This window comes from Paenibacillus sp. FSL K6-4396 (assembly GCF_038002525.1).
In the GTDB taxonomy this organism is placed as follows: domain Bacteria; phylum Bacillota; class Bacilli; order Paenibacillales; family Paenibacillaceae; genus Paenibacillus; species Paenibacillus amylolyticus_B.
The window spans coordinates 2,108,473-2,131,973 of sequence record NZ_JBBOCR010000001.1; the positions used below are offsets into that span (position 1 = coordinate 2,108,473).

General features: G+C 45.8%; 22 protein-coding genes and 1 tRNA gene. 20 read left to right on the top strand and 3 right to left on the bottom strand.

Features of this window, described 5'->3' with window-relative positions:
* Positions 1-36: 36 nt before the first annotated feature.
* Positions 37-573 carry an acyl-CoA thioesterase gene (locus MHB85_RS09615; RefSeq protein WP_105598058.1) on the top strand — a complete coding sequence of 179 codons (537 nt, stop codon included), beginning with the start codon at positions 37-39 and terminating at the stop codon, positions 571-573.
* Between the two features lie 7 nt (positions 574-580).
* Positions 581-979, top strand: a complete 399-nt coding sequence (locus tag MHB85_RS09620; RefSeq protein WP_091014578.1) for an FxsA family protein — start codon at positions 581-583, stop codon at positions 977-979.
* 101 nt (positions 980-1,080) lie between these two features.
* Here MHB85_RS09620 and ytvI read toward each other — a convergent pair whose 3' ends face one another.
* Positions 1,081-2,199: a sporulation integral membrane protein YtvI gene (gene ytvI, locus MHB85_RS09625; RefSeq protein ID WP_341072834.1), complete on the bottom strand. Its 1,119-nt coding sequence runs from the start codon at positions 2,197-2,199 to the stop codon at positions 1,081-1,083.
* A gap of 530 nt (positions 2,200-2,729) precedes the next feature.
* Here ytvI and citZ point away from each other — a divergent pair.
* From citZ to MHB85_RS09645, 4 genes are all read left to right on the top strand, one after another.
* The gene (gene citZ / locus MHB85_RS09630; protein ID WP_017689488.1) at positions 2,730-3,842 is read left to right on the top strand and encodes a citrate synthase; all 1,113 of its coding nucleotides are present in this window, start codon (positions 2,730-2,732) and stop codon (positions 3,840-3,842) included.
* A gap of 147 nt (positions 3,843-3,989) precedes the next feature.
* Positions 3,990-5,282 (top strand): NADP-dependent isocitrate dehydrogenase, encoded by a 1,293-nt coding sequence (gene icd / locus MHB85_RS09635; protein WP_036609828.1) that lies wholly within the window; start codon positions 3,990-3,992, stop codon positions 5,280-5,282.
* Between the two features lie 15 nt (positions 5,283-5,297).
* Entirely contained in the window at positions 5,298-6,239 is a 942-nt protein-coding gene (gene mdh, locus MHB85_RS09640) for a malate dehydrogenase (RefSeq protein ID WP_036609827.1), read from the top strand.
* A gap of 135 nt (positions 6,240-6,374) precedes the next feature.
* Positions 6,375-6,800 (top strand): hypothetical protein, encoded by a 426-nt coding sequence (locus tag MHB85_RS09645; protein ID WP_017689485.1) that lies wholly within the window; start codon positions 6,375-6,377, stop codon positions 6,798-6,800.
* Between the two features lie 268 nt (positions 6,801-7,068).
* On the opposite strand, the gene MHB85_RS09650 is transcribed toward MHB85_RS09645, so the two are convergent.
* The gene (locus tag MHB85_RS09650) at positions 7,069-8,628 is read right to left on the bottom strand and encodes a histidine kinase N-terminal 7TM domain-containing diguanylate cyclase (RefSeq protein WP_341072836.1); all 1,560 of its coding nucleotides are present in this window, start codon (positions 8,626-8,628) and stop codon (positions 7,069-7,071) included.
* 406 nt (positions 8,629-9,034) lie between these two features.
* Here MHB85_RS09650 and MHB85_RS09655 point away from each other — a divergent pair, with 406 nt between their 5' ends.
* The 12 genes from MHB85_RS09655 (at position 9,035) to MHB85_RS09710 (ending at position 22,179) form a co-directional block, all read left to right on the top strand.
* Entirely contained in the window at positions 9,035-9,907 is an 873-nt protein-coding gene (locus MHB85_RS09655; RefSeq protein ID WP_210107641.1) for an SDR family oxidoreductase, read from the top strand.
* Between the two features lie 252 nt (positions 9,908-10,159).
* Entirely contained in the window at positions 10,160-10,507 is a 348-nt protein-coding gene (locus MHB85_RS09660; RefSeq protein ID WP_341072837.1) for a cupin domain-containing protein, read from the top strand.
* Between the two features lie 43 nt (positions 10,508-10,550).
* Complete coding sequence (pnpS, locus tag MHB85_RS09665) at positions 10,551-12,371, top strand: two-component system histidine kinase PnpS (protein ID WP_091014573.1); 1,821 nt, start codon at positions 10,551-10,553, stop codon at positions 12,369-12,371.
* A gap of 116 nt (positions 12,372-12,487) precedes the next feature.
* Positions 12,488-13,216: a response regulator transcription factor gene (locus MHB85_RS09670; protein WP_091032528.1), complete on the top strand. Its 729-nt coding sequence runs from the start codon at positions 12,488-12,490 to the stop codon at positions 13,214-13,216.
* Positions 13,217-13,368: 152 nt separating this feature from the next.
* A complete protein-coding gene (locus MHB85_RS09675) occupies positions 13,369-14,550 on the top strand; it encodes a methyl-accepting chemotaxis protein (RefSeq protein WP_091014572.1) in 1,182 nt (393 codons plus the stop codon).
* A gap of 227 nt (positions 14,551-14,777) precedes the next feature.
* The gene (gene pstB, locus MHB85_RS09680) at positions 14,778-15,533 is read left to right on the top strand and encodes a phosphate ABC transporter ATP-binding protein PstB (protein ID WP_076209092.1); all 756 of its coding nucleotides are present in this window, start codon (positions 14,778-14,780) and stop codon (positions 15,531-15,533) included.
* Between the two features lie 63 nt (positions 15,534-15,596).
* Positions 15,597-16,256: a phosphate signaling complex protein PhoU gene (phoU, locus tag MHB85_RS09685; protein ID WP_017689478.1), complete on the top strand. Its 660-nt coding sequence runs from the start codon at positions 15,597-15,599 to the stop codon at positions 16,254-16,256.
* A gap of 234 nt (positions 16,257-16,490) precedes the next feature.
* A complete protein-coding gene (gene polA / locus MHB85_RS09690) occupies positions 16,491-19,145 on the top strand; it encodes a DNA polymerase I (RefSeq protein ID WP_341072838.1) in 2,655 nt (884 codons plus the stop codon).
* Positions 19,146-19,263: 118 nt separating this feature from the next.
* Entirely contained in the window at positions 19,264-20,091 is an 828-nt protein-coding gene (mutM, locus tag MHB85_RS09695; RefSeq protein ID WP_341072839.1) for a DNA-formamidopyrimidine glycosylase, read from the top strand.
* A 142-nt stretch (positions 20,092-20,233) separates the two neighbouring features.
* Complete coding sequence (locus MHB85_RS09700) at positions 20,234-21,013, top strand: manganese efflux pump (protein WP_262928150.1); 780 nt, start codon at positions 20,234-20,236, stop codon at positions 21,011-21,013.
* A 9-nt stretch (positions 21,014-21,022) separates the two neighbouring features.
* On the top strand, positions 21,023-21,619 hold the full coding sequence (gene coaE / locus MHB85_RS09705) for a dephospho-CoA kinase (protein WP_091014566.1): 597 nt from the start codon (positions 21,023-21,025) through the stop codon (positions 21,617-21,619).
* Positions 21,616-22,179 (top strand): lytic transglycosylase domain-containing protein, encoded by a 564-nt coding sequence (locus MHB85_RS09710; RefSeq protein ID WP_062833563.1) that lies wholly within the window; start codon positions 21,616-21,618, stop codon positions 22,177-22,179. Before coaE ends, MHB85_RS09710 begins: the two co-directional genes overlap by 4 nt.
* Positions 22,180-22,261: 82 nt before the next feature.
* Here MHB85_RS09710 and MHB85_RS09715 read toward each other — a convergent pair whose 3' ends face one another.
* On the bottom strand, positions 22,262-22,483 hold the full coding sequence (locus tag MHB85_RS09715; RefSeq protein ID WP_017689472.1) for an alpha/beta-type small acid-soluble spore protein: 222 nt from the start codon (positions 22,481-22,483) through the stop codon (positions 22,262-22,264).
* A gap of 115 nt (positions 22,484-22,598) precedes the next feature.
* Here MHB85_RS09715 and nrdR point away from each other — a divergent pair, with 115 nt between their 5' ends.
* Both nrdR and MHB85_RS09725 read left to right on the top strand, forming a co-directional pair.
* Positions 22,599-23,066 (top strand): transcriptional regulator NrdR, encoded by a 468-nt coding sequence (nrdR, locus tag MHB85_RS09720; RefSeq protein ID WP_091014564.1) that lies wholly within the window; start codon positions 22,599-22,601, stop codon positions 23,064-23,066.
* Positions 23,067-23,251: 185 nt separating this feature from the next.
* A tRNA-Ala gene (locus MHB85_RS09725) sits at positions 23,252-23,324 on the top strand.
* The last annotated feature ends 177 nt before the right edge of the window (positions 23,325-23,501 follow it).

Sequence of the window (23,501 nt, forward strand, 5' to 3'; positions counted from 1 at the left end):
TCCATCTTATTGACACTTTGCAGCGAGGTAACACGTATGAATGTTAGAGCGAAGGAGGCCGATCACGTGCGAGAACAGAGCAATGGCAGCTGGTATGCGGCACGTCTTCGTGTACGCTATCAAGAAAGTGACCAGATGGGCGTGGTTTACCACGCGAACTATTTGAATTGGTTTGAAATCGGTCGAACTGAGATGATTCGCCAAATGGGGTATACATATCGTAAAATAGAGGAACAGGGGTTACTGCTTCCCGTAACCGGACTGGATGTGAAGTATCACAAGCCTGCCCGATATGATGATGAGATTATCATTTTCACCCGTATTGCTGCATTTAGTGGTCTGCGACTGAATTATGAGTATGACGTAAGACGCATGTCTGAAGAACCTGATGAGCATATGGCGATTGGAGAACGGGTATGGTCAACTGATGAATCGCTCCCTGGAGAACGGCTAGTTACAGGTTCTACCCAGCATGTGTGGGTAAATGGAGACTGGAAGCCAGTTCGGCTGGATAAGGCAGCCTCTGAGCTATACAGCGCGCTTGAAAAGGTGTGGCTTTCGGGAAAGGGGTAATACGTCAATGCGAAAATGGATGTGGGCTTTACTCTTAATCATTCCGGTGATTGAATTATTTGGTTTTATTCTGATGAGTGACTGGTTCGGAGCCGGAAAGACATTGCTTCTCATGATTCTCACGTCCTTGATTGGTATAGCAATGTTGCAGTTTGAAGGGCGAAAAGTACTTGTGGACGCCAAATCCGAGATGGAGCGTGGCAAGGTACCTGGCAGAAAAATGGTCGATGGTCTTTTTATTTTTGTCGGTGGTTTCTTGCTCTTGATTCCAGGTTTTGTAACGGATCTGATCGGGTTTACACTGATATTTCCATTAACACGTCCGGTTTACCGTCTGTTCTTCCTGGGATGGCTGGAGAAAAAAATGAAAAGTGGAAAAATTACGTTTTATCGTCGTCCGAAATGAAACACCAGTTGTTATGCATAATGGAAAAAGGCTCCGCTCACCAGATGATTTCTGTTGAACGAAGCCTTTTCTATTTTCCTGGGTGCTCATAAGATGATGCCTCATCGGACACGTCCGTTGATGATATACGTTCTGAGGTCGCGTAATACGTTAGCCCGATTGAACGCATCAAGAATCACGAGACTGACAGGGCCAATGATCAAGCCCAGAACACCAAACAACTTCAAACCTACAAACATGCCAACCAGCGTGGCAAGTGGGTCGAGCCCTACACTGCTTGCAAGTACCTTCGGTTCAATAATCTGACGGGCGATCAGTAAGATCAGATAGATAATACTAATGCCAATACCCAGATACAGATCCCCATTCATAAAGAGGTACGCTGCCCAAGGCACCATGATAAGGCCAACACCCAGATAAGGAAGCAAGTCGACCAAACCAATCATCAGAGCGATGGTGAAGGCTGAATTAACTTGCAATATTAGCAGTCCAATCATGACGAATAGTGCTGTAATCGAGATCATGATCAATTGTGCTCTTGCGTATCCAAACAATGCCTTCTTAAGGTCGGTCCATATGTCGGATATTGGCTTTCGAATGGAAGAGGGTACCCATCCCGATACGGTGATGTTGTGCCTGGTCCAGCTTTTGCTAATGAAGAATGTAGACAACAGAACAACGATTAATACCGCGCCCATGTTAGGCAGGGAAGTCAGCAGACTCAGAACCATGTTGAAAAATCCGGTGACCAGATCTGTGACGGCTGTACCCACCGTTTCAGTTGTTTTACTAATATTGCTGTTGATGGTTTCCTGGTAGTTGGGATTTTCCTTGTAAAATTCATTGATCTGCGCAGTCAAACTTTGAATGGTGTCATTCTGGGTCCAGCGCACAAACGTGTCCTTGATCTCATCAACATGAAGATCAAAGCTTGTCGTAAGTGAAATGACTTCTTTTACCATGCGGGTAATCGCCGCAGACAGCACCACCGCAATGGCTCCAAAATAAAGGATCAGTGAAAGAGTCACAGCCAGCCAGCGCGGGAATCGTGCTCGATGCTGAAGCAGTTTCACTAAAGGATTCATGGCATAGGCGATAATCCAGGCAATCGCAAAAGGGTACAAAAGCGGGAACAGCAAGTATATGGCAACGGCGATCAGAACGGCCGCAATGATAACCCATAAGCCCCGGAGCAGGCGTTTCATTATTATTCTATCCAAGCATCAACTCTCCTTAGTTCAATTAAGCCGACCTATGTATGATCCATGAAGCAGTATTAAAAATAGATGGCTATCTTAATTAATATAGAGCATTTACAAGGTTTTGAAACGCCGGGATGTTACCAGATCTTGTTCAAAAGCGGACTTTTGAACAAGATCTACGAGGATTCTTTCTTTTGCCTAGAGTATGCCTTAGTATTACAGAATATAGCAATAGAAAGTTCTTCATACGACAGGATTGGTTAAAAAACATTAAATGTCAACCTTGTTTTTGTAAAGGCTTTCAAAAATGCTTTATCAGTCCGATAAAGAAGTTTGATGTGCGAATGAACTCTCATCATGTTCACATAAACGACAAAATCCAGTATGATGTTATAAGTAAATACCGATTGACAGATAGGAAAACCGTAGTTTGAAATATTTGTTAATTTTAAAATGAAAATGTTTACAAAAAGAGAATAGGTGCATTTTGGCACTTATATGACACTCTGGAATGGTTCCTGATTTCGCTTATTAAAGGAGAGATGTATATGACAGCTACCAAAGGTCTGGAAGGCATCGTTGCAACAACCTCTTCGATCAGTTCTATTGTAGACGGTGTGCTTACATACCGTGGTTACGATATCGACGATTTGGCTGAACATGCCAGCTTTGAAGAAGTTGCCTATTTGTTGTGGTTTGGTAAATTGCCAACAACAGATGAACTGAAATCCCTTCGTAAAAGCCTGAGCGATTACGCGCCGATTCCGAGCGAGTTGATTGCACAAATCCAATTGTATCCGAAAAACGTCAGTACCATGGCAGCACTTCGTTCCGCTGTCTCTGCACTTGCACTGTACGATGAGCAAGCGGATGAGATGACAACGGAAGCGAATGAGAACAAAGCGGTTAAGTTGCAAGCACAGTTGCCAACGATTGTGGCAGCCATCGCCCGTATCCGTCAGGGCAAAGAACCTGTGGCTCCAAAAGAAGGCGCTTCCATCGCAGAGAACTTTTTATATATGATGACTGGTGAAGAACCATCCGAGACCGCAGTGAAAGCATTGGATCAAGCCCTTGTCCTGCATGCGGATCACGAGTTAAACGCTTCGACATTTGCAGCCCGTGTAACGGTTGCTACGCTGTCAGATATCTATTCCGGTGTGACTTCCGCCATTGGCGCACTGAAGGGACCACTGCATGGTGGTGCTAATGAAGCCGTTATGAAAATGTTGAATGAGATCGGTACGCCTGATCGTCTTGAAGCGGCAATTCAGGAAAAACTGAATAATCGTGAAAAAATCATGGGCTTTGGACATCGGGTGTACAAAAACGGTGATCCACGCGCCAAACATCTACAGAAGATGTCCAAGGAACTTGGCGAGATGAACAATGATACGCGTTTGTATGATATGTCTGTGAAGATCGAGGAACTGGTAACAGGACAAAAAGGACTGAAGCCTAACGTAGACTTCTATTCTGCTTCTGTATATACCCAACTGGAGATCGAACAGGAATTGTTCACTCCGATCTTTGCGATCAGCCGGGTTTCTGGATGGACTGCTCATATTTTGGAACAGCTTGCGGACAATCGCATTATTCGTCCACGTGCGGAGTACACTGGCCCTACAGAACAGAAATACGTTTCTATTGAACTTCGCTAATAGCCGCAAAAACAGTATAATAATATAGACGAGGTGAAGGGTTGGAAAGCAGAGGCGTTATTGGCTTGAGCTCTCAGGACCCTTCTCTCAACAAGACTAGTGGTATGATGAATACTGCATATACGAAACCTAGGAGGAATTTTAACTATGAAATTAGAAAAATTTGCTCACCCAACTGAAGGCGAAAAAATCCAAATTGATAACGGTACACTTCAAGTACCTAGTAATCCAATCATTCCATTTATCGAAGGTGACGGTACAGGCCGTGATATCTGGAAAGCTTCCAAACGTGTATTGGATGCAGCTGTTGAAAAAGCTTATGATGGCAACAAAAAAATCGCATGGTATGAAGTGTTTGCTGGACAAAAAGCATTCGATACATACGGTGAGTGGTTGCCGAATGATACACTGGAAGCCATTCGTGAGTATATCGTAGCGATCAAAGGACCATTGACTACGCCAATCGGTGGAGGTATTCGTTCCCTGAACGTAGCCCTGCGTCAAGAGCTTGACCTGTACACATGCTTGCGTCCTGTTCGTTATTTCGACGGTGTACCTTCTCCGGTTAAACGTCCTGAGTTGGTAGATATGGTCATTTTCCGTGAGAATACGGAAGATATCTATGCAGGAATCGAGTATGCTGAAGGTTCTGAAGAAGTGAAAAAAGTGATCCAGTTCCTGCAACAGGAGATGGGTGCTAACAAAATCCGTTTCCCTGAGACTTCCGGTATTGGTATCAAACCAGTTTCTTCCGAAGGTTCGAAACGTCTGGTACGTGCAGCAGTGCAGTACGCAATTGACCATAACCGTAAGACAGTTACATTGGTACACAAAGGTAATATCATGAAATTCACAGAAGGTGCCTTCAAAAACTGGGGATATGAAGTGGCTGAAGAAGAGTTCGCTGACAAAGTATTCACATGGGCACAATACGACATCATCAAAGAAAACGAAGGTACAGATGCAGCGAATGCAGCACAAAAAGCTGCTGAAGATGCTGGTAAAATCATCGTAAAAGATGCGATTGCCGATATCGCTCTGCAACAAGTATTGACTCGTCCAGGCGAATTTGATGTTATCGCAACATTGAACCTGAACGGTGACTATCTGTCCGATGCACTTGCAGCGCAAGTTGGCGGAATTGGTATCGCTCCTGGAGCGAACATCAACTACGTAACAGGACATGCTATCTTCGAAGCAACTCACGGTACTGCACCTAAATACGCTGACAAAGATGTCGTGAACCCTGGTTCCGTTATTCTGTCCGGAGTAATGTTGCTTGAGCACTTGGGATGGCAAGAAGCAGCTAACCTGATCTACAAAGGTATGGAAACATCCATTAACAATAAAACAGTAACGTATGACTTTGCACGTCTGATGGACGGCGCTACTGAAGTGAAATGTTCTGAATTCGCGGATCAAATCATTAAAAACCTGTAAGGGGAGATGTGAATCTTGACTATTCAGCGCAAAAAAATCACAGTAGTCGGCGCCGGTTTTACCGGTGCTACGACCGCATTAATGCTTGCCCAAAAAGAACTCGGGGATGTTGTGCTGGTTGATATTCCTCAACTGGAAAACCCGACGAAGGGGAAAGCACTCGATATGATGGAAGCAAGTCCTGTTCAAGGATTTGACAGTCATATCGTCGGTACTTCCAACTACGAAGATACTGCAGGTTCTGAGATTGTAATCATTACCGCTGGTATCGCCCGTAAACCGGGTATGAGCCGCGACGATCTGGTCAATACGAATGCGGGTATCGTGAAGTCCGTTTGTGAAAATGTGAAAAAATATTGCCCTGATTCCATCGTCATTATTCTAAGCAACCCGGTGGATGCGATGACTTATGCAGCTTATCAGACCCTTGGTTTTCCTAAAAACCGTGTTATCGGTCAGTCAGGTGTTCTGGATACAGCACGTTATTGTACCTTCATTGCGCAAGAGTTGAACGTATCTGTTGAAGATGTTCGTGGATTCGTTCTTGGTGGTCACGGAGACGACATGGTGCCACTCGTTCGTTATTCGAGCGTAGGTGGTATTCCGATTGACACACTGATTCCTGCAGACCGCATTGAGTCCATTGTTCAACGCACACGTGTAGGCGGTGGTGAGATTGTGAATCTGCTTGGTAACGGCAGTGCATATTACGCACCGGCGGCTTCACTTGTTCAGATGACGGAAGCGATTTTGAAGGACAAGAAACGTATCATTCCAGTGATCGCTTATCTTGAAGGTGAATATGGCTACAATGATCTGTTCCTCGGTGTACCAACCATTCTGGGTGGTAACGGCATTGAGAAAATATTCGAACTTGACCTGACTGCGGAAGAAAAAGCAGGATTGGACAAATCAGCTGATTCGGTTCGCAACGTCATTTCGGTAGTAAACCTGTAAGTTTGAAAACTTTTTGAACAGAAGCCAAAAGAAAACCTCCGGTAAACCCGGAGGTTTTCTTTTCTTTGGATAAGATCCCCAGTATAATGGGATGTGATGTATAGCACACCGAAAATGTTGAGGAGGATGAAAATTTTGACAATGATTATGTATTTGCTCCATATTGTTGGAGCACTGGCGATGGGATTCTATTTGATTCTGCCATTTGTGGTCGGTAAAATCCGTACCTTGAATGCTGCAGCACAAGAGGGAGCCTTTGCATCGCTTCGTTCTTTGAACAAAGTCGCGCAGTATGGACTTGTAATCCAACTTTTAACGGGTGGTTACCTGATGACAAAAGGTGAGTATTCTCATGTCTGGATGGCTGTCGTTGTTGTTCTGCTCTTGGCTATTGCGGCTATTGGAGGAATTATGGGTAAACCGCTGCGACTCGCTGCAGAAGGTGTGAAAAACAAGCGCGATGTCGGTCCTGAGCAAAGCAAGATCCGTATGTTCAGTACACTTCTGGCTGTATTCTTGCTAATCATGGTGTACCTGATGGTGAATAATCAGGTGATCTAAGTGCGTTGTGGACGGTTAATCCACCCTACTAAGATGTATTGTTAGTTGTTGGTTAAGCGTTTGCAGACGTAATTAGGACAAGCCGGATGATATGTAAGATGGTGTTTCATTGAAACAAATGAAAAATAGACAGCCTCATTGGCTGTCTATTTTTTTGTTATTACCAGGGTGATGAGATTAGCAGTTCTCGGTTTATTTGAACTGGAACTATAGGAATCACTACCATACATAACAGCATGCATATTCCATCAGACACGGTCTACATTGGTTAGGTTGAACTCACAGTATACGCACGCACTGCATTTCGACCATTGCGCTTGGATTCGTACAAGGCAGTATCAGCGTCGCGTAATAAGGACTCCAGCGAATCTGACCCTCCATTGTACTGGGCAATACCAAAGCTTGAGGTCAGTGTAATAGGCACTCCCTTAACATCTAGAGGGTCATTCAATAAGGCAACTCTCAGTTGCTCGGCAAGCTTCTCGGCTTCTTGAAGCGAGGTATTCGGAAGAGCGATGACAAACTCTTCTCCTCCATAACGAGCGAACAACATCTCAGGTCGCAAAAAACGATTACATACGGAGACTACATGAATGAGGGCCTGATCGCCAACATCATGACCGTACGTATCGTTGATGCGTTTAAAGTAATCAATATCAAATAAAATAAATGAAACAGGTTGCAGATTAAGTTGAGCTTCCCTCAACATTTTCCGCCCCTTATGCAAAAATTGAGTGCGATTATAGATTTTGGTCAGACCATCAAAATAAGCCAGTTGTTTGAGTTGTTCTTGCAAGAAGCGTTGTTCCGTGATATCAATGAGCATAATCAGACTACCTACAATCTGTGCATCCTTGTTATACACGTAAGATGTCCTGACCTGATAACAGACGGTCTCTCCATTTAACTGCCAGTACAGATCGGTTTGCAATCCTTCTTTGTGATAATCAACTGGGAACGTCTCTCCAGCAAGATTAAGCCATATATCATCCAAGAGTTGGCCAACCATGGTTGTATTAAGCTCTGGCAACATGTCACGCAGAGATCTATTGTAATCAACGAGTCGATTGGAACTATCCAGTACAATAACCCCTTCACGCATGCTCTCGAAAATACTGTCTTTGGCGATGGGTACGATGGTCAGGAGACGAGAGGATAGAATGGCCCAAATATACATGGCAGAGGTAATACACATGAGTACGGGTACGGGGTCCATCCCGCCAGGAGTCAAACCAAGCAAATACAGAAAAGCTGCGACCATAGGAATAATCTGTGAAGTAATCAGAGTCAGCAATTGACGACGGTACATTTTCTTGGTGTGTTTCCATTGTGCAATCAGAATGAGGCAGGCACATAACAGACAGGAGAACGTGAATGCACCGTGTACAACATACCATTGACCTACTGCAATATCCATCAGAGGAACTGGACTATCTACTCTCAGCCATACTTTTTTATAAAAAAGATGATGATAGTCATTGGTTGCAACCATAACTAAAGTAATGGAAGGGATTACAAACAATGCGGCAGTTACCTTTTGGGATAACGTTTTTCCTGTGTACTTTATCATCAACATGAGACCAAGGGATGCGGAGAAAGGCATGCCTATATACTCCACGGTAGTCCAGAACTTCATTTGCTCCAGTGTGTTACTGGCCAGCTCAATCGCATAACCAAAAGTGTATATGGAGAGTGCTGCTGTGTAGAGAATGAATATTTTGGAGCTGGGGATTTCGGATCTTCTGAAATAGGTATATAAACACAAAAAGACATTCAGCACGGCTGAAGTGGCTACGAGTGTTATATATGAATTAATATGCGATTCCATTGTCAGGTCTCCATGTTAGGTAGAATGATCAAACCAATAAAAATGAGAGTTAAAACACATCAGTATACTGTACATTGTACATCAGCCCAAGCAGCTTAGGAATACACTTTGTATCATGAAACAGTCTAATTTCGAATAAATTTCGAATTTTGGCAAAACAGGCATTGAAGAAAATCGGTTGTTTGATATCCAAAGAGAGTGGTAAATAACGAATAGAAGGTAGGACGCTGATAGAGACAGCACACTGAGGCTTAAGTTGCTGTTCATCGCAGAAGAATAATCTGAACTGTTCATGCCATCCTACAGAATGAGACTTTTTCAGAGAACGAAAGACAAGGAAGGACACAGTTGAAGTCCATGTCTTCTGTAATCCAAATATGTTCACATTTTGAGAGGAGAATGTTAGATGTCAACCAATACACAACAAAATCAAAAAACAATGCCAGCACAGCACCAGGATCAACGCCCCGGAATTGAATCGGAGATGCATCCCAGACCGGAGTTTGAAAAGCCTGAATACAAGGCAGCAGGTAAACTGACGGGTAAGGTAGCGCTCATTACAGGGGGGGACAGTGGGATCGGACGTGCTGTTGCTGTTACGTATGCCAAGGAAGGCGCGGATGTCGCCATTGTATATCTGAACGAGCACGAAGATGCCAAGGAAACGAAGCGTCAGGTCGAACAGGAAGGACGCAAGTGCATCATGATAGCCGGAGATATTGGTGATGATGCCTTTGCGAAGAAGACGGTTCAGCAGACAGTGGATGAACTGGGCAAACTGGACATTGTCGTGAATAACGCTGCAGAACAGCACCCACAACAGAATCTGGAGGATATTACGCCAGAACAACTGGAGCGAACATTCCGTACCAATATCTTCGGTATGTTCTATGTGACGCAGGCAGCCCTGCCACATCTGAAGAAGGGCAGTACGATTATTAACACGACATCCATCACAGCCTATCGCGGGAGCCCGACCCTGCTTGATTATTCCTCTACCAAAGGAGCTATCACTTCGTTCACACGTTCTCTGTCGATGAATGTGATTGAGAAGGGGATCCGTGTGAATGCCGTTGCACCAGGTCCGATCTGGACACCGCTCATTCCATCCACCTTTGATGAGAAAAAGGTAAGCGAGTTCGGTGCAACGCAACCGATGAAGCGACCGGGACAACCGGATGAACTGGCTCCAGCCTATGTATATCTTGCTTCAGATGATTCCTCGTATGTGAGCGGACAGGTAATGCATGTGAACGGCGGTGAAGTGGTAAACGGGTAATTCTTTAAGATGCTTTCGGAATTCGTATAGGATTGAATATATAGAGAGACGTATCGCATTCAGCAAGGCTGAGCGGTGCGTCTTTTTTATATCAGGGGAATGTGCAAGTTTAAGATGCGGTTAGCAGCTGTTTACAAAAGTCTGTATCTGCGTTGATACAACTATGATATTGTACGAATAGCCTTGCTGACTGGAATCTCCCTAATCTGTGATATGATAGATCGAGCAATTATACTCGGAGGGATAAGTCATATGAAAATGAGCAAACAGAATGCAGCGCATTATATATGGGGTGCACAGTGCGATGGCTGGCACCTTGTTCAAAACGATAAATTGAGCATCATTCATGAGCGAATGCCTGCAGGAACGGCTGAAACACGACATTACCATTCGGTAAGCCGTCAGTTTTTTTTCATCCTCAGCGGTGAAGCATGTATGGAACTTAATGGTGAAATGTTCGTGCTGAAAACCCATGAAGGAATAGAGATTGCCCCCGGAATGCCGCATCAAATGATGAATCGCAGCAACGAAGAAGTGGAGTTTCTTGTTATTTCCAATCCAGGCACCCGTGGGGACCGAATTGAACTGGATTCAAGGTAGAGCAAGACATAAGATGTTAATCTGATTATAAAGGAAGAGATAGATGAGACCGTTTCGAATTCGCCTTGCCATCATTATGATGGTGCTGATCGGTGTATCCGTCATTGTAGCTGGATATACGATGGGCAGAGTGTTTAAAACTACGCATATAACCGCATTGGAGCAAACCATGGTACGCGAGATTAATTTGCTCAAAGCCACTTTTCCATTTCATGATGCAAGTGATCCAACCTCGGAAGCCACGCGAAAGTATTATTCAGATCGAGCGCTGGAACTGGATCGACTGACGGATTCCCGTGTAACCTTCATCAATAAAGACGGCATGGTCATTGGAGATTCCGAGAGTGATCCGGCATCGATGGATAATCACTTGAACCGTGAGGAGATTAAGGGTGCCGTCGGAGATGGATACGGGCAATCCATACGTTACAGTGAGACATTGGGACAAGACATGCTGTATGTAGCGCTACCTGTGAATTCGGATCAAAGTGACATGATTGAAATGCCCAGCGGCAAATTTGATGGCTACATCCGCCTTTCAATGAGTCTGCATGCGGTTGATCAGGGCCTCCAGCGTGGTTGGATGATTATGTTTGCTGCACTTGGACTACTGTTCTTAATTGTCGCGTTTGTCAGTTATCGGGTTGCACGCGGACTAACCTCCCCGATTGAGCATATTACAAAAGTGGCTCATCGGATCACCAAGCTGGAATACGATGCGAGAGTTGATGTAACGCGTAGAGATGAGATCGGACAGTTGGGGCTTGCGATCAACGGAATGGCAGACAGCTTGCAGTCCCAGCTGAAGACGATTCGTGACAATGAAGCGTTGCTACAGAGTGTCCTTGCTAACATGACTGGAGGCATTGTCATGATCGATGCAGGGCAGTCCATTGCATTGGTTAATCGGGAAGCGGAGCGTATGCTTGGTATTCAGGCAGGAAAGGTTACGAGTAAGCCTTATACTGAATTGAAGAGACACTACGAATTAACACGTACCATTGAAGAGAGTGTTGCATTGAAAGAACGGATGCATGAAGAAGTGAGTGTGTTCAACCCGGAGGAAAAACTGATCCGTATTGATGGCGTACCGATGTCCGAAGATGATGGTAGTTATCGAGGCATGTTGTTCCTGTTGCAGGACGTGACGGCGATTCGCCGATTGGAGTCGATGCGCAGTGAGTTTGTCGCGAATGTCTCACATGAGCTCAAGACACCTGTTGCTGCGGTCAAGGGCTTTGCCGAAACGTTGCTCAGTGGCGGGGTACAGGATAAGGAAACGGAGCGTTCATTCCTGAAAATCATCTATGATGAAGGAGATCGACTTAACCGATTAATTGGGGATATTCTGGAGTTATCCAAAATTGAATCGAAACGCGCACCGCTGCAATGTTCACCTGTTCATGTACACTCTTTCTTCGAAATGGTGCTGGGCACCTTGTCCAAGGTGGCGGAGAAAAAGCAGATTCGTCTGGAAATGCATGTTCCGGAGGAACTGTACATTGAAGCGGATGAGGACAAGATGAAGCAGATTTTCATCAATCTGTTATCCAACGGAATCAATTATACCCCCGATGGTGGACGAGTGAAGTTACAGGTGACGATGGATAACGATGATGAAGTTGTCTTTGCGGTGTCGGATACCGGAATTGGCATACCGAAAAAAGATTTGCCGCGGATCTTCGAACGGTTCTATCGAGTTGACAAAGGCAGATCCCGTAATTCAGGGGGCACAGGTCTTGGGCTTTCCATCGTTAAACATCTGGTGGAACTGCATCATGGCAAATTGTCTGTAGAGAGTGAGCTGGGCATGGGGACAACGTTCCGTGTGATCCTTCCATTCATTCAGGAAGAAGAGATGTAGGCGTCTGGTATCAAAATGTAAAAAGGTTGTATTGTTTTACACCGCGTTAACAAATTAGTGCTATGATAGAAAAAGTGTTGTGGCAACAGACAACCTATGAAGAGAGAAGGGGTATCATGGCACAGCGTTTACTAGTTATTGAAGATGAACCTACATTATCAAGATTACTCACGTATAACCTGACACAGGAAGGTTATGACGTTACGGCAGAGGATCACGGATCTGCAGGATATGATCGGGCCTTGTCCCAGGAATTTGATCTCATTTTGCTGGATCTGATGCTTCCGGGCATGAATGGTCTGGACATTCTGAACAAGTTAAGAATACAAGGTGTAAGTACACCGGTTATCATTCTGACGGCCAAGAACGGTGAAGCCGAGGTTGTACAGGGACTGAAATCGGGTGCCGATGATTATATTACCAAACCATTTGGTGTATCTGAGTTATTAGCCCGAGTAGATGCGGTATTAAGACGTTATTCCAATGGCGAAGATTTACCACAGCTTGAGGACAAAGATGGCTCACGAATTATTCTGGGAGAGCTGGAGATCTATCCTTTGAAATATGAAGTGACACTGGGTGGACAATCCATCAGTCTGCGTCCGAAAGAGTTTGAAGTACTTCTATATTTGGCCAAAAAGCCAGGTGTGGTGCTGACACGGGATGATCTGATGAACGCAGTGTGGGGCTTCGATTATATCGGAGGTCAACGAACCGTGGATGTTCACGTCAGTTCATTACGTAAAAAGCTGGAGCTGGACCCGGAATCGGTTCATATTGATTCCATTCGTGGTGTAGGTTATAAATTGGTTGTCAAAAGAAAAACTCCCCATCATTCAAGTTAGCAATGATCGGGGAGTTTTATTTTACGTTCATTTAACATAAAGGAAGATTTTTCTTTACGTAGAGGGAGTAGCATGGACTTATCTGAGTGATACTTTATACCTACATAATCCACCTCAAGACGGAGGTATTACGTAAAGGAGATTGCGCATTTATGCCCATGTTGCTCGAAGTGAAACCTGACCACCCTCATGTTGTTTTACATAATGAAGATATAGCGACACCCGAACAGCAGCCTCATGAAGTAAAGGTGGTTGCTGAAGAACCTGTAATCCATTTGCATGACTATTATCGTCAGGTACCTGTCGCCGGAGTCCATACCACCTGTGGAGAAGCTGCCGCGATGATGAATCAGGATCAGGAACACCCATGTATTGTACTGTGTGATGAGCAGATGAAACCTACTGGATTGTTAATGCGAGAGACGTTATATCGGATGTTAAATGGCCGTTTTGCCGCAGATCTATTCTACCGTAAGCCGGTCAAACAAGTAGTGAATACATCTCCCGTTATTGCAGATATTCAAATGGAAGCCTCAACGATTATTGATATTGCACTTGGACGGGATGAACAGCATTTCTACGATTGTCTGCTGGTTACGGACCAAGGCAGACTGCTTGGTGTGCTGACGATGCGTGACGTAATGTCGCTATCTCGCAGATTGCAACAGGCTGTTACGGAAGAGCGCATACGTACAGTAACCGAGAGTAGACAGGAGATATCCAGAATCAACGATGCGGTCACCAAGCTGGTGAATGCAGCGAATCAGACCGTTCATGAGGCCCGTGAGATCATGGCATTGTCCAAGCAGGGCGAAGAGAGTTTGAAGCACGTTGATGCTTCCTATAACCGGGTACATCAGCATATGGAGAGTCAAGGTCAACATGCGGATCACATGCTGAATTCGATCAAAACAGGCTCAGGCATGGCACAATCCATTCGCTCCCTGGCAGATCAAAGTGGTCTCCTCGCCCTGAATGCTTCCATCGAAGCAGCTCATGCTGGTGAATATGGACGAGGTTTTCAGATTGTTGCAGGTGAGATTCGAGCGCTCGCAAAACAGACCCGTGAGGTTGCGGGGAACATGTCTTCATTGTTAGAGAATATTGGTGGATTGACCCTTCAGACTGTTGAACTGGTTAAGGCAAGCGGAGCGGAGATTGACGACAGTTCGGTGCATGTCACCGCAGGGGGAGCAACGTTCCGACAACTGAACAGTGCGGTGAGAGATTTGTCTCGTATAGCAGAGGAGATCGCCATGGAAGGCGGGAAAGCTGGAGAAGTTGCAGAGCACATTCGTACGAAGCTGGATGAGATGGTTTCAAATAGTGAGTAATATAAAGTAGTCAATAAGGCAGACATCAGGAATCAGATTGATCCATCAAGCAGATCATGAAGGTTAAGGATGTCTTTTTTACATTCCGTTAACATGAAAGTGATACTGTTTTTACAATGAAAGGGTAGGATATTATAGATGGCCGAGCAGCGATGAATGATTATCAGTATCGGTCTCAACGTAAAGGGAGTTTCCGTGTCCCTGCAGCGAAGGAGAAGTGAACATCCATGAAGGACCTCATTCACATTGAAAATCTTAATTTATATTATGATACGCATCACGCGCTTAAAAATATATCGATGGATCTGCCGGAAAAAACCGTTACTGCGTTCATCGGGCCGTCAGGTTGTGGTAAATCGACATTGCTTCGCACGTTAAACCGGATGAATGACATGATTCCGGGTGTTCGTGTGGAAGGACAGGTTATGCTGAGTGGCTCCGATATCTACAGTAACGAGATTGAAGTGGAGACACTGCGCAAACGAGTTGGCATGGTGTTCCAACAACCGAACCCTTTTCCAAAATCCATATACGATAACGTCGCTTATGGACCGCGCTTGCACGGGGTAACCCAAAAGGCTGAACTGGATCAGTTGGTGGAACAAAGTCTTGTCCATGCTGCCCTATGGGATGAAGTGAAGGATGTTTTGAAAAAGTCGGCACTTAGTTTGTCTGGCGGACAACAACAGCGTCTCTGTATTGCGCGGGCGCTGGCTGTACAGCCTGACGTTCTGCTGATGGATGAAGCAACGTCTGCACTCGACCCGATCTCCACATTGAAGATTGAGGAGCTGGTGAAGGAATTGCATCACAAGTACACGATCGTTATGGTTACCCACAATATGCACCAGGCGGCACGGGTATCTGGACGCACGGTATTTTTCCTGAATGGTGAAGTGGTGGAGGCAGCTGATACGGAGACGTTATTCTCCACACCGCAAGATTCCCGGACCGAGGATTATATATCTGGAAGGTTCGGTTAAGCGAGCTGAATTGGAATGATCCCGGCATACCCGGAGATGATGGATAAGGAGGACATGAAATCTATGATTCGCAGAAAAGAATTTGATCAGGAGCTTGAAGAGCTGCGTACCTTGCTCAAACAAATGGGTGAACATGTAGGAGCAGCATTGGATGGTGCTATTGAGAGTTTACAAACGATGAACGCGGAGAAAGCTCAGGTCATCATCAAGAATGATGCGAATCTGAATGCCCTTGAAGACAAAATTATGGAACTTGGCTCCAAACTGATCATCACACAACAGCCGGTGGCGAAGGATCTCAGACGTATTATCGTGGCATTCAAAATTTCCAGTGATCTGGAGCGTATGGGAGATCTTGCGCTCGATGTGGCAAAGGTGACACTTCGGATGGATGGACAGAAGCTGATTAAACCTCTGGTGGATATCCCGCAAATGGCAGAAATCGTGAAATCCATGATTGATGAATCCATTGAATCTTTCCTGAAAGAAAACACAGATCTGGCCTATAAAATGGCTCAAACGGACGATCAGGTCGATCAACTGTACAGCCACATGATCAGTGATCTCTACACGTTAATGACAGAGCATCCTAATCAGGCTTCACAGGCTATGCTGCTGATGATGGTTGGACGTTACATTGAACGTATTGGCGATCATGCAACCAATATTGGTGAGAGCACGGTGTACCTGGTGACAGGTAAACGTCCGGATCTGAATCAATAGGAAGAGCATTACTTTGGAATTGGGGAATCAGTGCTGATTAAGTAATGCAATCATATGAATGGAAAAGGACTTTCTCTCAGGTAGACTGTGTACAGCTGTCTGCGGAGAAGGTTCTTTTTTGCAATTAAAAATGATGTGAAAGAGGCTATTCTTTTTGATGTGACAGGTGGGTATGGTATCATGAGAGTAGATGTAAATTGAAGAGGTTGACCATATAATACGCGAGGTGCTGGAATGGACAAGTTTATTCTCATAGATGGAAATAGCATTATTTACAGGGCGTTTTTTGCAATGCCGCCTCTGACCAACTCGAAAGGTCTGCATACCAATGCGGTATATGGCTTCACCACGATGCTGCTGAGATTGCTTGAAGAGCATAAGCCTACACATGTTATGGTTGCATTTGATGCAGGCAAAATCACGTTCCGTCACGAAGGGTATCAGGAATACAAGGGTGGACGGGAGAAAACACCACCCGAGTTGTCAGAGCAATTCCCTTTGCTTAAAGAACTGCTGAAAGGACTTGGCATCGCTCAGTTTGAGCTGGCTGGATTCGAAGCGGATGACATCATCGGAACGTTAACCAAACGCGCAGATGAAGCGGGCAGACAGGTGCTCGTTGTATCGGGTGACAAAGATATGTTGCAGCTCGCCTCCGAACATGTACATATCGGGCTGACGCGCAAAGGGGTAACCGATATTGAGCTGTATGATCCTGCTCAGATTAAGGAGCGTTATGGTCTGACGCCGCTGCAAATCATTGATCTCAAGGGCCTGATGGGCGATGCGTCCGATAATATTCCGGGTATTCCCGGGGTCGGAGAGAAAACAGCGTTGAAGCTGCTGCACCAGTTCGGATCGGTAGAGGATGTGCTGAACGGTACAAGTGAGCTGAAAGGCAAGATGAAAGAAAAGATCGAGGCCCATGCCGAAGATGCTCGGATGAGCAAACAACTCGCGACGATTCACCGGGAAGTTCCGCTGGAGCAGACGTGGGAGGATATGCAATTTGCTGGTTTAAAAGAAGAACATGCTGGCCCTGCATTGGCGAAGCTGGAATTCAAATCCTTGCTCGAACGCCTGTCGTTCAGTGGCAGCATTGGTTCTGAACAGGAAGCGGTCCCTGCTGCCGAGGTGGAGTCTTCCATAGCAACAGAGGACAACATAAGCGAGCTGTTCAGTTCCCTCGATTCCATTGATGTCCTCCATGTGGAGACACACGGTGATAACCCGCATCAGGCGAAACTGATTGGACTAGCTGTAGGTTCTGCTGGAACATATACGTTCATATCTCCCGAATTGCTTCATTCCGAGGCAGCGGCTCCGGTGCGGGCATGGCTTGGTAATTCAGACCAGCCAAAGCGCGGGTATGATCTTCATCGTGTTGACCTAGCCCTGCATGCGCATGGCATTGAATTCGCTGGTGCGTCATTTGATGTACAACTGGCTGCGTATTTGCTTGATCCAACGGAATCCAACCAGACGATTAGTGGACTCACGACCAAGTATGGTCTGCCGTCACTTGTGGAGGACGACACGGTTATGGGCAAAGGGGCCAAGTACAAAGTACCCGAAGCAACTGTGCTGGGCGATTTCCTCTGCCGGAAAGCTGCTGCCGTGGCAGCGATTATTCCGCTTCAGGAACAGGCGCTGGAGGGCGATGAGATGAACTCACTTTTCCACGAGCTGGAGATGCCGTTGTCGCGAATTCTGGCAGATATGGAGAAGCAGGGGATTAAGGCTAACACAGCCGATCTGCAGGCGCTGGGAAGTGAATTTGAAGAGCATATCAGCAGACTCATGGCTGAAATCTACAAGTTGTCAGGGACAGAATTCAATCTGAATTCACCGAAGCAACTGGGTGAGATTTTATTTGATAGACTAGCCTTGCCAGTGGTGAAAAAAACAAAAACGGGCTATTCCACAGATGCTGAAGTATTGGAGAAATTGGCTCCTTATAATGATGTGGTTAAGCATATTCTGCAATATCGTCAGCTTGCCAAGTTGCAATCCACTTATGTGGAAGGATTACTCAAAGAGATATCCGATCGGGATGGCAAGGTGCATACGTATTATCGTCAGACCATTGCTGCAACAGGACGACTTAGCAGTCAATTCCCGAACTTGCAGAACATTCCGATTCGGATGGAAGAAGGTCGCAAAATCCGGAAGGTATTTGTCCCTTCCGAACCCGGATGGTCCATTTTGGCGGCAGACTATTCCCAGATTGAACTGCGTGTTCTGGCACATATTTCGGATGATGAGCGCTTGAAGGAAGCATTTGTCAACGATATGGATATTCATACAAAGACCGCTTCGGATGTATTCGGCGTGAAGCCTGAAGATGTGGATGGGGATATGCGTCGTTCCGCCAAGGCAGTTAACTTTGGTATCGTGTATGGAATAAGTGATTATGGCTTGTCACAGAACCTGCATATTACACGTAAAGAGGCTGCCCAGTTTATTGATCAGTATTTTGAAGTGTTCCAGGGTGTCCGCCGATATATGGATGACATTGTGAAGGAAGCTCGTCAGGATGGTTACGTCAAAACGCTGTTGGAACGACGTCGTTACCTGCCAGAGATTAATGCCAGTAACTTCAATCTGCGTTCCTTCGCAGAGCGTACGGCGATGAATACACCGATTCAGGGAACAGCGGCAGATATCATCAAGCTGGCCATGGTACAGATGGATGAAGCGCTGCGGGAACGCGAGTTGAAGAGTCGTATGTTGCTTCAGGTGCACGATGAACTTGTATTCGAAGTGCCTGCGGATGAATTGGAACTGATGAAAGAGTTAGTGCCTTCTGTTATGGAAAAAGCATTGGAACTGTCGGTTCCGCTGAAAGCAGAAGTCAGCTTCGGTGATAACTGGTACGAAGCGAAATAAATCAAGCGCCGCGCGGTTTTTCCGGTATTTTACAAAAGGCCTTTCCATGTATGCGATATAAGAAAAGGGTCCCGCTGAGCGTCATCTTCCGTTATAATATAGGGGAGGTGAGAACATCATGCCGGAATTACCGGAAGTCGAAACAGTCAGAAGAACATTGAATCAACTTATTGTGGGCAAAACGATTGATCATGTTACCGTTAGCTTGCCGCGGATTATTCAGCGGCCGGACGACATAGATGCATTTGCAATGGAACTCGCGGGACATACCGTCATTGGGGTGGAGCGCCGCGGCAAGTTTTTGCGTATTTTGCTGGACGGGCTGGTGCTTGTCTCCCATCTGCGGATGGAAGGAAGGTACGGTGTGTACGAGCAGCATGAAGATGTGGAGAAACATACACATGTGATCTTCCATTTTAATGATGGTACGGAATTGCGTTATAAGGACGTGCGTCAGTTCGGTACGATGCATCTGTTTAATGCACGTGAGGAACTGGTGTCCAAACCTTTGCTGAAGCTGGGACTGGAGCCGCTTGATCCAGCCTTTACGGTAACTGCATTCCGCGAGGCGGTTGGCAAGCGTACAACCAAAATCAAGGCTGTACTTTTAAATCAGGCATATGTGGTTGGTATCGGGAATATTTATGTGGACGAGGCTTTATTTCGCGCAGGTATCCATCCCGAGACCATCGCCAAGACACTGACTGAAGCTCAGTTAACGGTACTCCATGAAGCGATTGTGGCTACGTTGCAAGATGCAGTGAATGCAGGTGGATCTTCCATTAAGTCCTATGTGAATGGACAGGGTGAGATGGGGATGTTCCAGCATCAACTGAAAATCTATGGACGCAAATCAGAACCTTGTACAACTTGTGGTACGTTAATTGAAAAAACGGTGGTTGGTGGCCGTGGCACGCATTTTTGTCCGAACTGTCAGCTGCTGTAACATGAACTGAATGAACGAAATGATGAAATCATAGCACCCTTGGATTCCTCCCTCCATATACTGATATGGCAGAAATAAGCGGGCGTATACCCATACTGGCATCTTCAGTTGGCACGAGTACCGCACAGAGGAGGAGTCCGGGGTGCTGCATCATTTTATTTCATTGCTGGCGCTTGCTTTGGCGCTTAGTTTAGATGGTTTTGGAGTCGGGATTACATATGGGTTACGGAGGACTAAGATTCCCCTGTTATCTATCGCTGTTATTTCGATCTGTTCGGGATTGGTTATTGCCTTGTCGATGCAAGTTGGTGTGCTGTTGTCCCATGTCGTGTCACCGGATATCGCTTCCATTGTGGGCGCCGTTATATTAATAGGCATTGGTGCATGGTCACTGTTGCAACTTATTCGAAAGCAAGGAAAAGAACAGCTGGAAACAGGCATCGTAACGGTTGAGGGAGCAGGAGAAACAACGGTTAATGCGCTGGGGAAAAACGTACAAGGGACGCTGCCGGATTCCAAGGGCAGGAATCAGGTACTTGCACTGGATCTGGAGCAATCGGCTTCGGGTGATTCTCTCGAACGAATGGTATTTACACTGGAGCTGCGTAAGCTGGGGGTCGTCATTCAGATCCTTCGCAGCCCTTCCAAGGCGGATATGGATAACTCGGGAAGTATATCTGCTCAGGAAGCGATGTGGCTTGGTATTGCCCTGTCTCTGGATGCGTTTGGAGCAGGTTTGGGAGCGGCACTTCTGGGATTCCCTACACTATGGACAGCACTCATTATTGCACTGTTTAGTGGGGCGTTTCTGTCACTCGGCATGAAGGTTGGACTACGATTCTCAGCCCTGCGCTGGATGCGAAGACTATCTGTATTGCCAGCACTATTGTTAATGATTATGGGAATAATGAAGTTGTTATGAGGTGAAACGATGAATATAGGCTTAACCGGCGGGATCGCGACAGGCAAAAGTAGTGTTTCCGCCTATCTCGCCAGTAAGGGAGCGTTGCTCATCGATGCAGACGTTATTGCCCGGGAAGTTATGATGCCCGGGCATCCCGTGTTGGCCGCCGCTGTTAAGCGGTTTGGACAAGCCATACTGAACGAAGATGGAACACTGGATCGGAAAAAGCTTGGAAGTATTGTTTTTCAACAACCTGAGGAACGAAAGGCACTTGAGGCTATTACACATCCGGCGATCCGAAGAGAGATGCGCGAACGGGCTGCTGCATACGAATTGCAACATCCGGATAAACTTGTGGTGTCTGATATTCCTTTGCTGTACGAATCGGGTCTGGAGGATGGTTTCGAGGAAGTCATGGTTGTATATGTTCCAAGATTAGTGCAACGAGATCGATTGATGAGTCGGGATGGAATGACTGCAGCACAGGCTGAGACCCGGATGGATGTACAGATGGATATTGAGCGCAAAAAACAGCTGGCAGACATTGTCATCGATAACAGCGGTTTATGGACTGAGACGGAGCAGCAAATTGACTCATATCTACAGCGTAAGGGTTTGTTATGAAAATATTGCGTAAGAAACGTGTCCTGCTGTTGATGTTTGTGTCCTTTGTATTGGTGTTGTTTCTGAATACAAACTGGATGGCATGGTTCTATCCCATTCATTATAAGGAAGAGATCCGTGCCCAATCTCAGAGTTATGAGGTTGATCCGTTTCTGATTGCTTCCATTATCAAGGTGGAGACCAATTTTAAGACAAGCAAGGAATCCAAACGAGGTGCCATTGGGCTCATGCAACTGATGCCGGACACGGCTAACTGGATATTGGAACAAGCCAAAATTCCCGACACTTCGCTGGAGGAATTGAAGCACGAGCCTGAACGCAATATTCAATTAGGCACATGGTATCTGCGGAATCTGTCCGATCAATTCGATGGCAATGAAGCAGTGATGATCGCTGCCTATAATGCGGGACCAGGCAAAGTAAACAGTTGGCTTAGAGATGGTGTATGGGATGGCTCGTTCGATACAGTGAAAGATATTCCGTTTGGTGAGACGCGTCACTATGTACAAAGGGTCATTTACTATTATAATCAGTATGTAAAGATCTATAATACGTTCTAAGTATATAAGTAGAAGCACAGAGCAGGCCGGTTATTCACCGGCCGCTCCATGCTCCTCTGTGTAGCGTATTACGATGCAGATATTATTGGTATTGACCTGCCAATTGCTGTTCTGCAATTGTTACCAGACGCTTCGTGATGTATCCACCGATCGAACCGTTCTCGTAAGAAGTCATGTTACCTTGGTATCCGTCTTGTGGGATGCTGATTCCGAGTTCTTGAGCAACTTCATATTTCATTTGCTCGAGTGCTGCGGAAGCTTTAGTTACCACCAGGTTGTTGGAGTTACCGTTGCTTTGTGCCATTGCTGTTCACCTCCTCGTGAGTTGGTAAAAGTATTATGTCTCGGCAATGCATTTTTCATTACAAAATCAAGACAGGGAATATGTGGTAAAAGTAAAACGTGGGAAGTGATCTGATTTGAAGTGTCCTTATTGCGGTTATATGGGTACCAAAGTGCTTGATTCGCGTCCGGCCAACGAAGCAAAGTCCATTCGTCGTCGCCGTGAGTGTGAGCAGTGTGCCCGAAGATTCACAACGTTTGAGATGATTGAGGAGACTCCACTTATCGTCATTAAGAAAGATGGCAGTCGTGAAGAGTTCAGCCGGGACAAAATTCTCCGCGGGCTTATTCGTGCCTGTGAGAAACGTCCAGTCTCCGTTGAGACGCTGGAGATGATGGTATCTGAAGTGGAGAAATCTCTGCGTAATACAGCTGATGCTGAAGTGGAGAGTCGCCAGATTGGTGAACTATTGATGGAACAGTTGTTTCCAGTCGATGAAGTGGCATATGTTCGTTTCGCGTCGGTATATCGCCAGTTCAAAGATATCAATATGTTCATGAAAGAACTGAAATCCCTGTTGTCCAAAGACGTTCTGGAGGATTAGTGAAGTTGGTAATGGGAGAAGAGCAGTCTGGAGTTCCAGTCCGTGTGTGCCAGTGAAATCGGTTGTTCTTCTCCAATCACTTTGGATCTTGAAAAATTGATTGACAGCGAAAGCTGGATTTTATATGATATAGGAGTCGCCTGTGGAACGTAGCAGTGTTGGACAAGTTATCTATTTCATATCCTGGGGCCTTAGCTCAGCTGGGAGAGCGCATCGCTGGCAGCGATGAGGTCAGGGGTTCGATCCCCCTAGGCTCCATTATTAAGAACGCCATCACATTATTGTGATGGCGTTTTTTGTGGTGAAATAAATCAGACACATGCATTAATTAATTAATTAAGTAGAATTTTTGGACTTGGGGACGAGCTTGGGGACGAATCTTCTAGACGTCAAAAAAAGAATAGTTTGAAAACAAGGAGACCCTTCCGGCTAGAT

Bases quoted from the DNA above. Each gene is read 5' to 3' on its own strand.
- MHB85_RS09655 (WP_210107641.1), top strand. From the start codon at position 9,035: ATGTCAACCAATACACAACAAAATCAAAAAACAATGCCAGCACAGCAC.
- coaE (WP_091014566.1), top strand. From the start codon at position 21,023: ATGAATATAGGCTTAACCGGCGGGATCGCGACAGGCAAAAGTAGTGTT.
- mutM (WP_341072839.1), top strand. From the start codon at position 19,264: ATGCCGGAATTACCGGAAGTCGAAACAGTCAGAAGAACATTGAATCAA.
- phoU (WP_017689478.1), top strand. From the start codon at position 15,597: ATGATTCGCAGAAAAGAATTTGATCAGGAGCTTGAAGAGCTGCGTACC.
- pnpS (WP_091014573.1), top strand. From the start codon at position 10,551: ATGAGACCGTTTCGAATTCGCCTTGCCATCATTATGATGGTGCTGATC.
- MHB85_RS09660 (WP_341072837.1), top strand. From the start codon at position 10,160: ATGAAAATGAGCAAACAGAATGCAGCGCATTATATATGGGGTGCACAG.
- MHB85_RS09620 (WP_091014578.1), top strand. From the start codon at position 581: ATGCGAAAATGGATGTGGGCTTTACTCTTAATCATTCCGGTGATTGAA.
- MHB85_RS09650 (WP_341072836.1), bottom strand. From the start codon at position 8,628: ATGGAATCGCATATTAATTCATATATAACACTCGTAGCCACTTCAGCC.
- pstB (WP_076209092.1), top strand. From the start codon at position 14,778: ATGAAGGACCTCATTCACATTGAAAATCTTAATTTATATTATGATACG.
- MHB85_RS09615 (WP_105598058.1), top strand. From the start codon at position 37: ATGAATGTTAGAGCGAAGGAGGCCGATCACGTGCGAGAACAGAGCAAT.
- icd (WP_036609828.1), top strand. From the start codon at position 3,990: ATGAAATTAGAAAAATTTGCTCACCCAACTGAAGGCGAAAAAATCCAA.
- polA (WP_341072838.1), top strand. From the start codon at position 16,491: ATGGACAAGTTTATTCTCATAGATGGAAATAGCATTATTTACAGGGCG.
- MHB85_RS09715 (WP_017689472.1), bottom strand. From the start codon at position 22,483: ATGGCACAAAGCAACGGTAACTCCAACAACCTGGTGGTAACTAAAGCT.
- MHB85_RS09710 (WP_062833563.1), top strand. From the start codon at position 21,616: ATGAAAATATTGCGTAAGAAACGTGTCCTGCTGTTGATGTTTGTGTCC.
- MHB85_RS09670 (WP_091032528.1), top strand. From the start codon at position 12,488: ATGGCACAGCGTTTACTAGTTATTGAAGATGAACCTACATTATCAAGA.
- citZ (WP_017689488.1), top strand. From the start codon at position 2,730: ATGACAGCTACCAAAGGTCTGGAAGGCATCGTTGCAACAACCTCTTCG.
- MHB85_RS09675 (WP_091014572.1), top strand. From the start codon at position 13,369: ATGCCCATGTTGCTCGAAGTGAAACCTGACCACCCTCATGTTGTTTTA.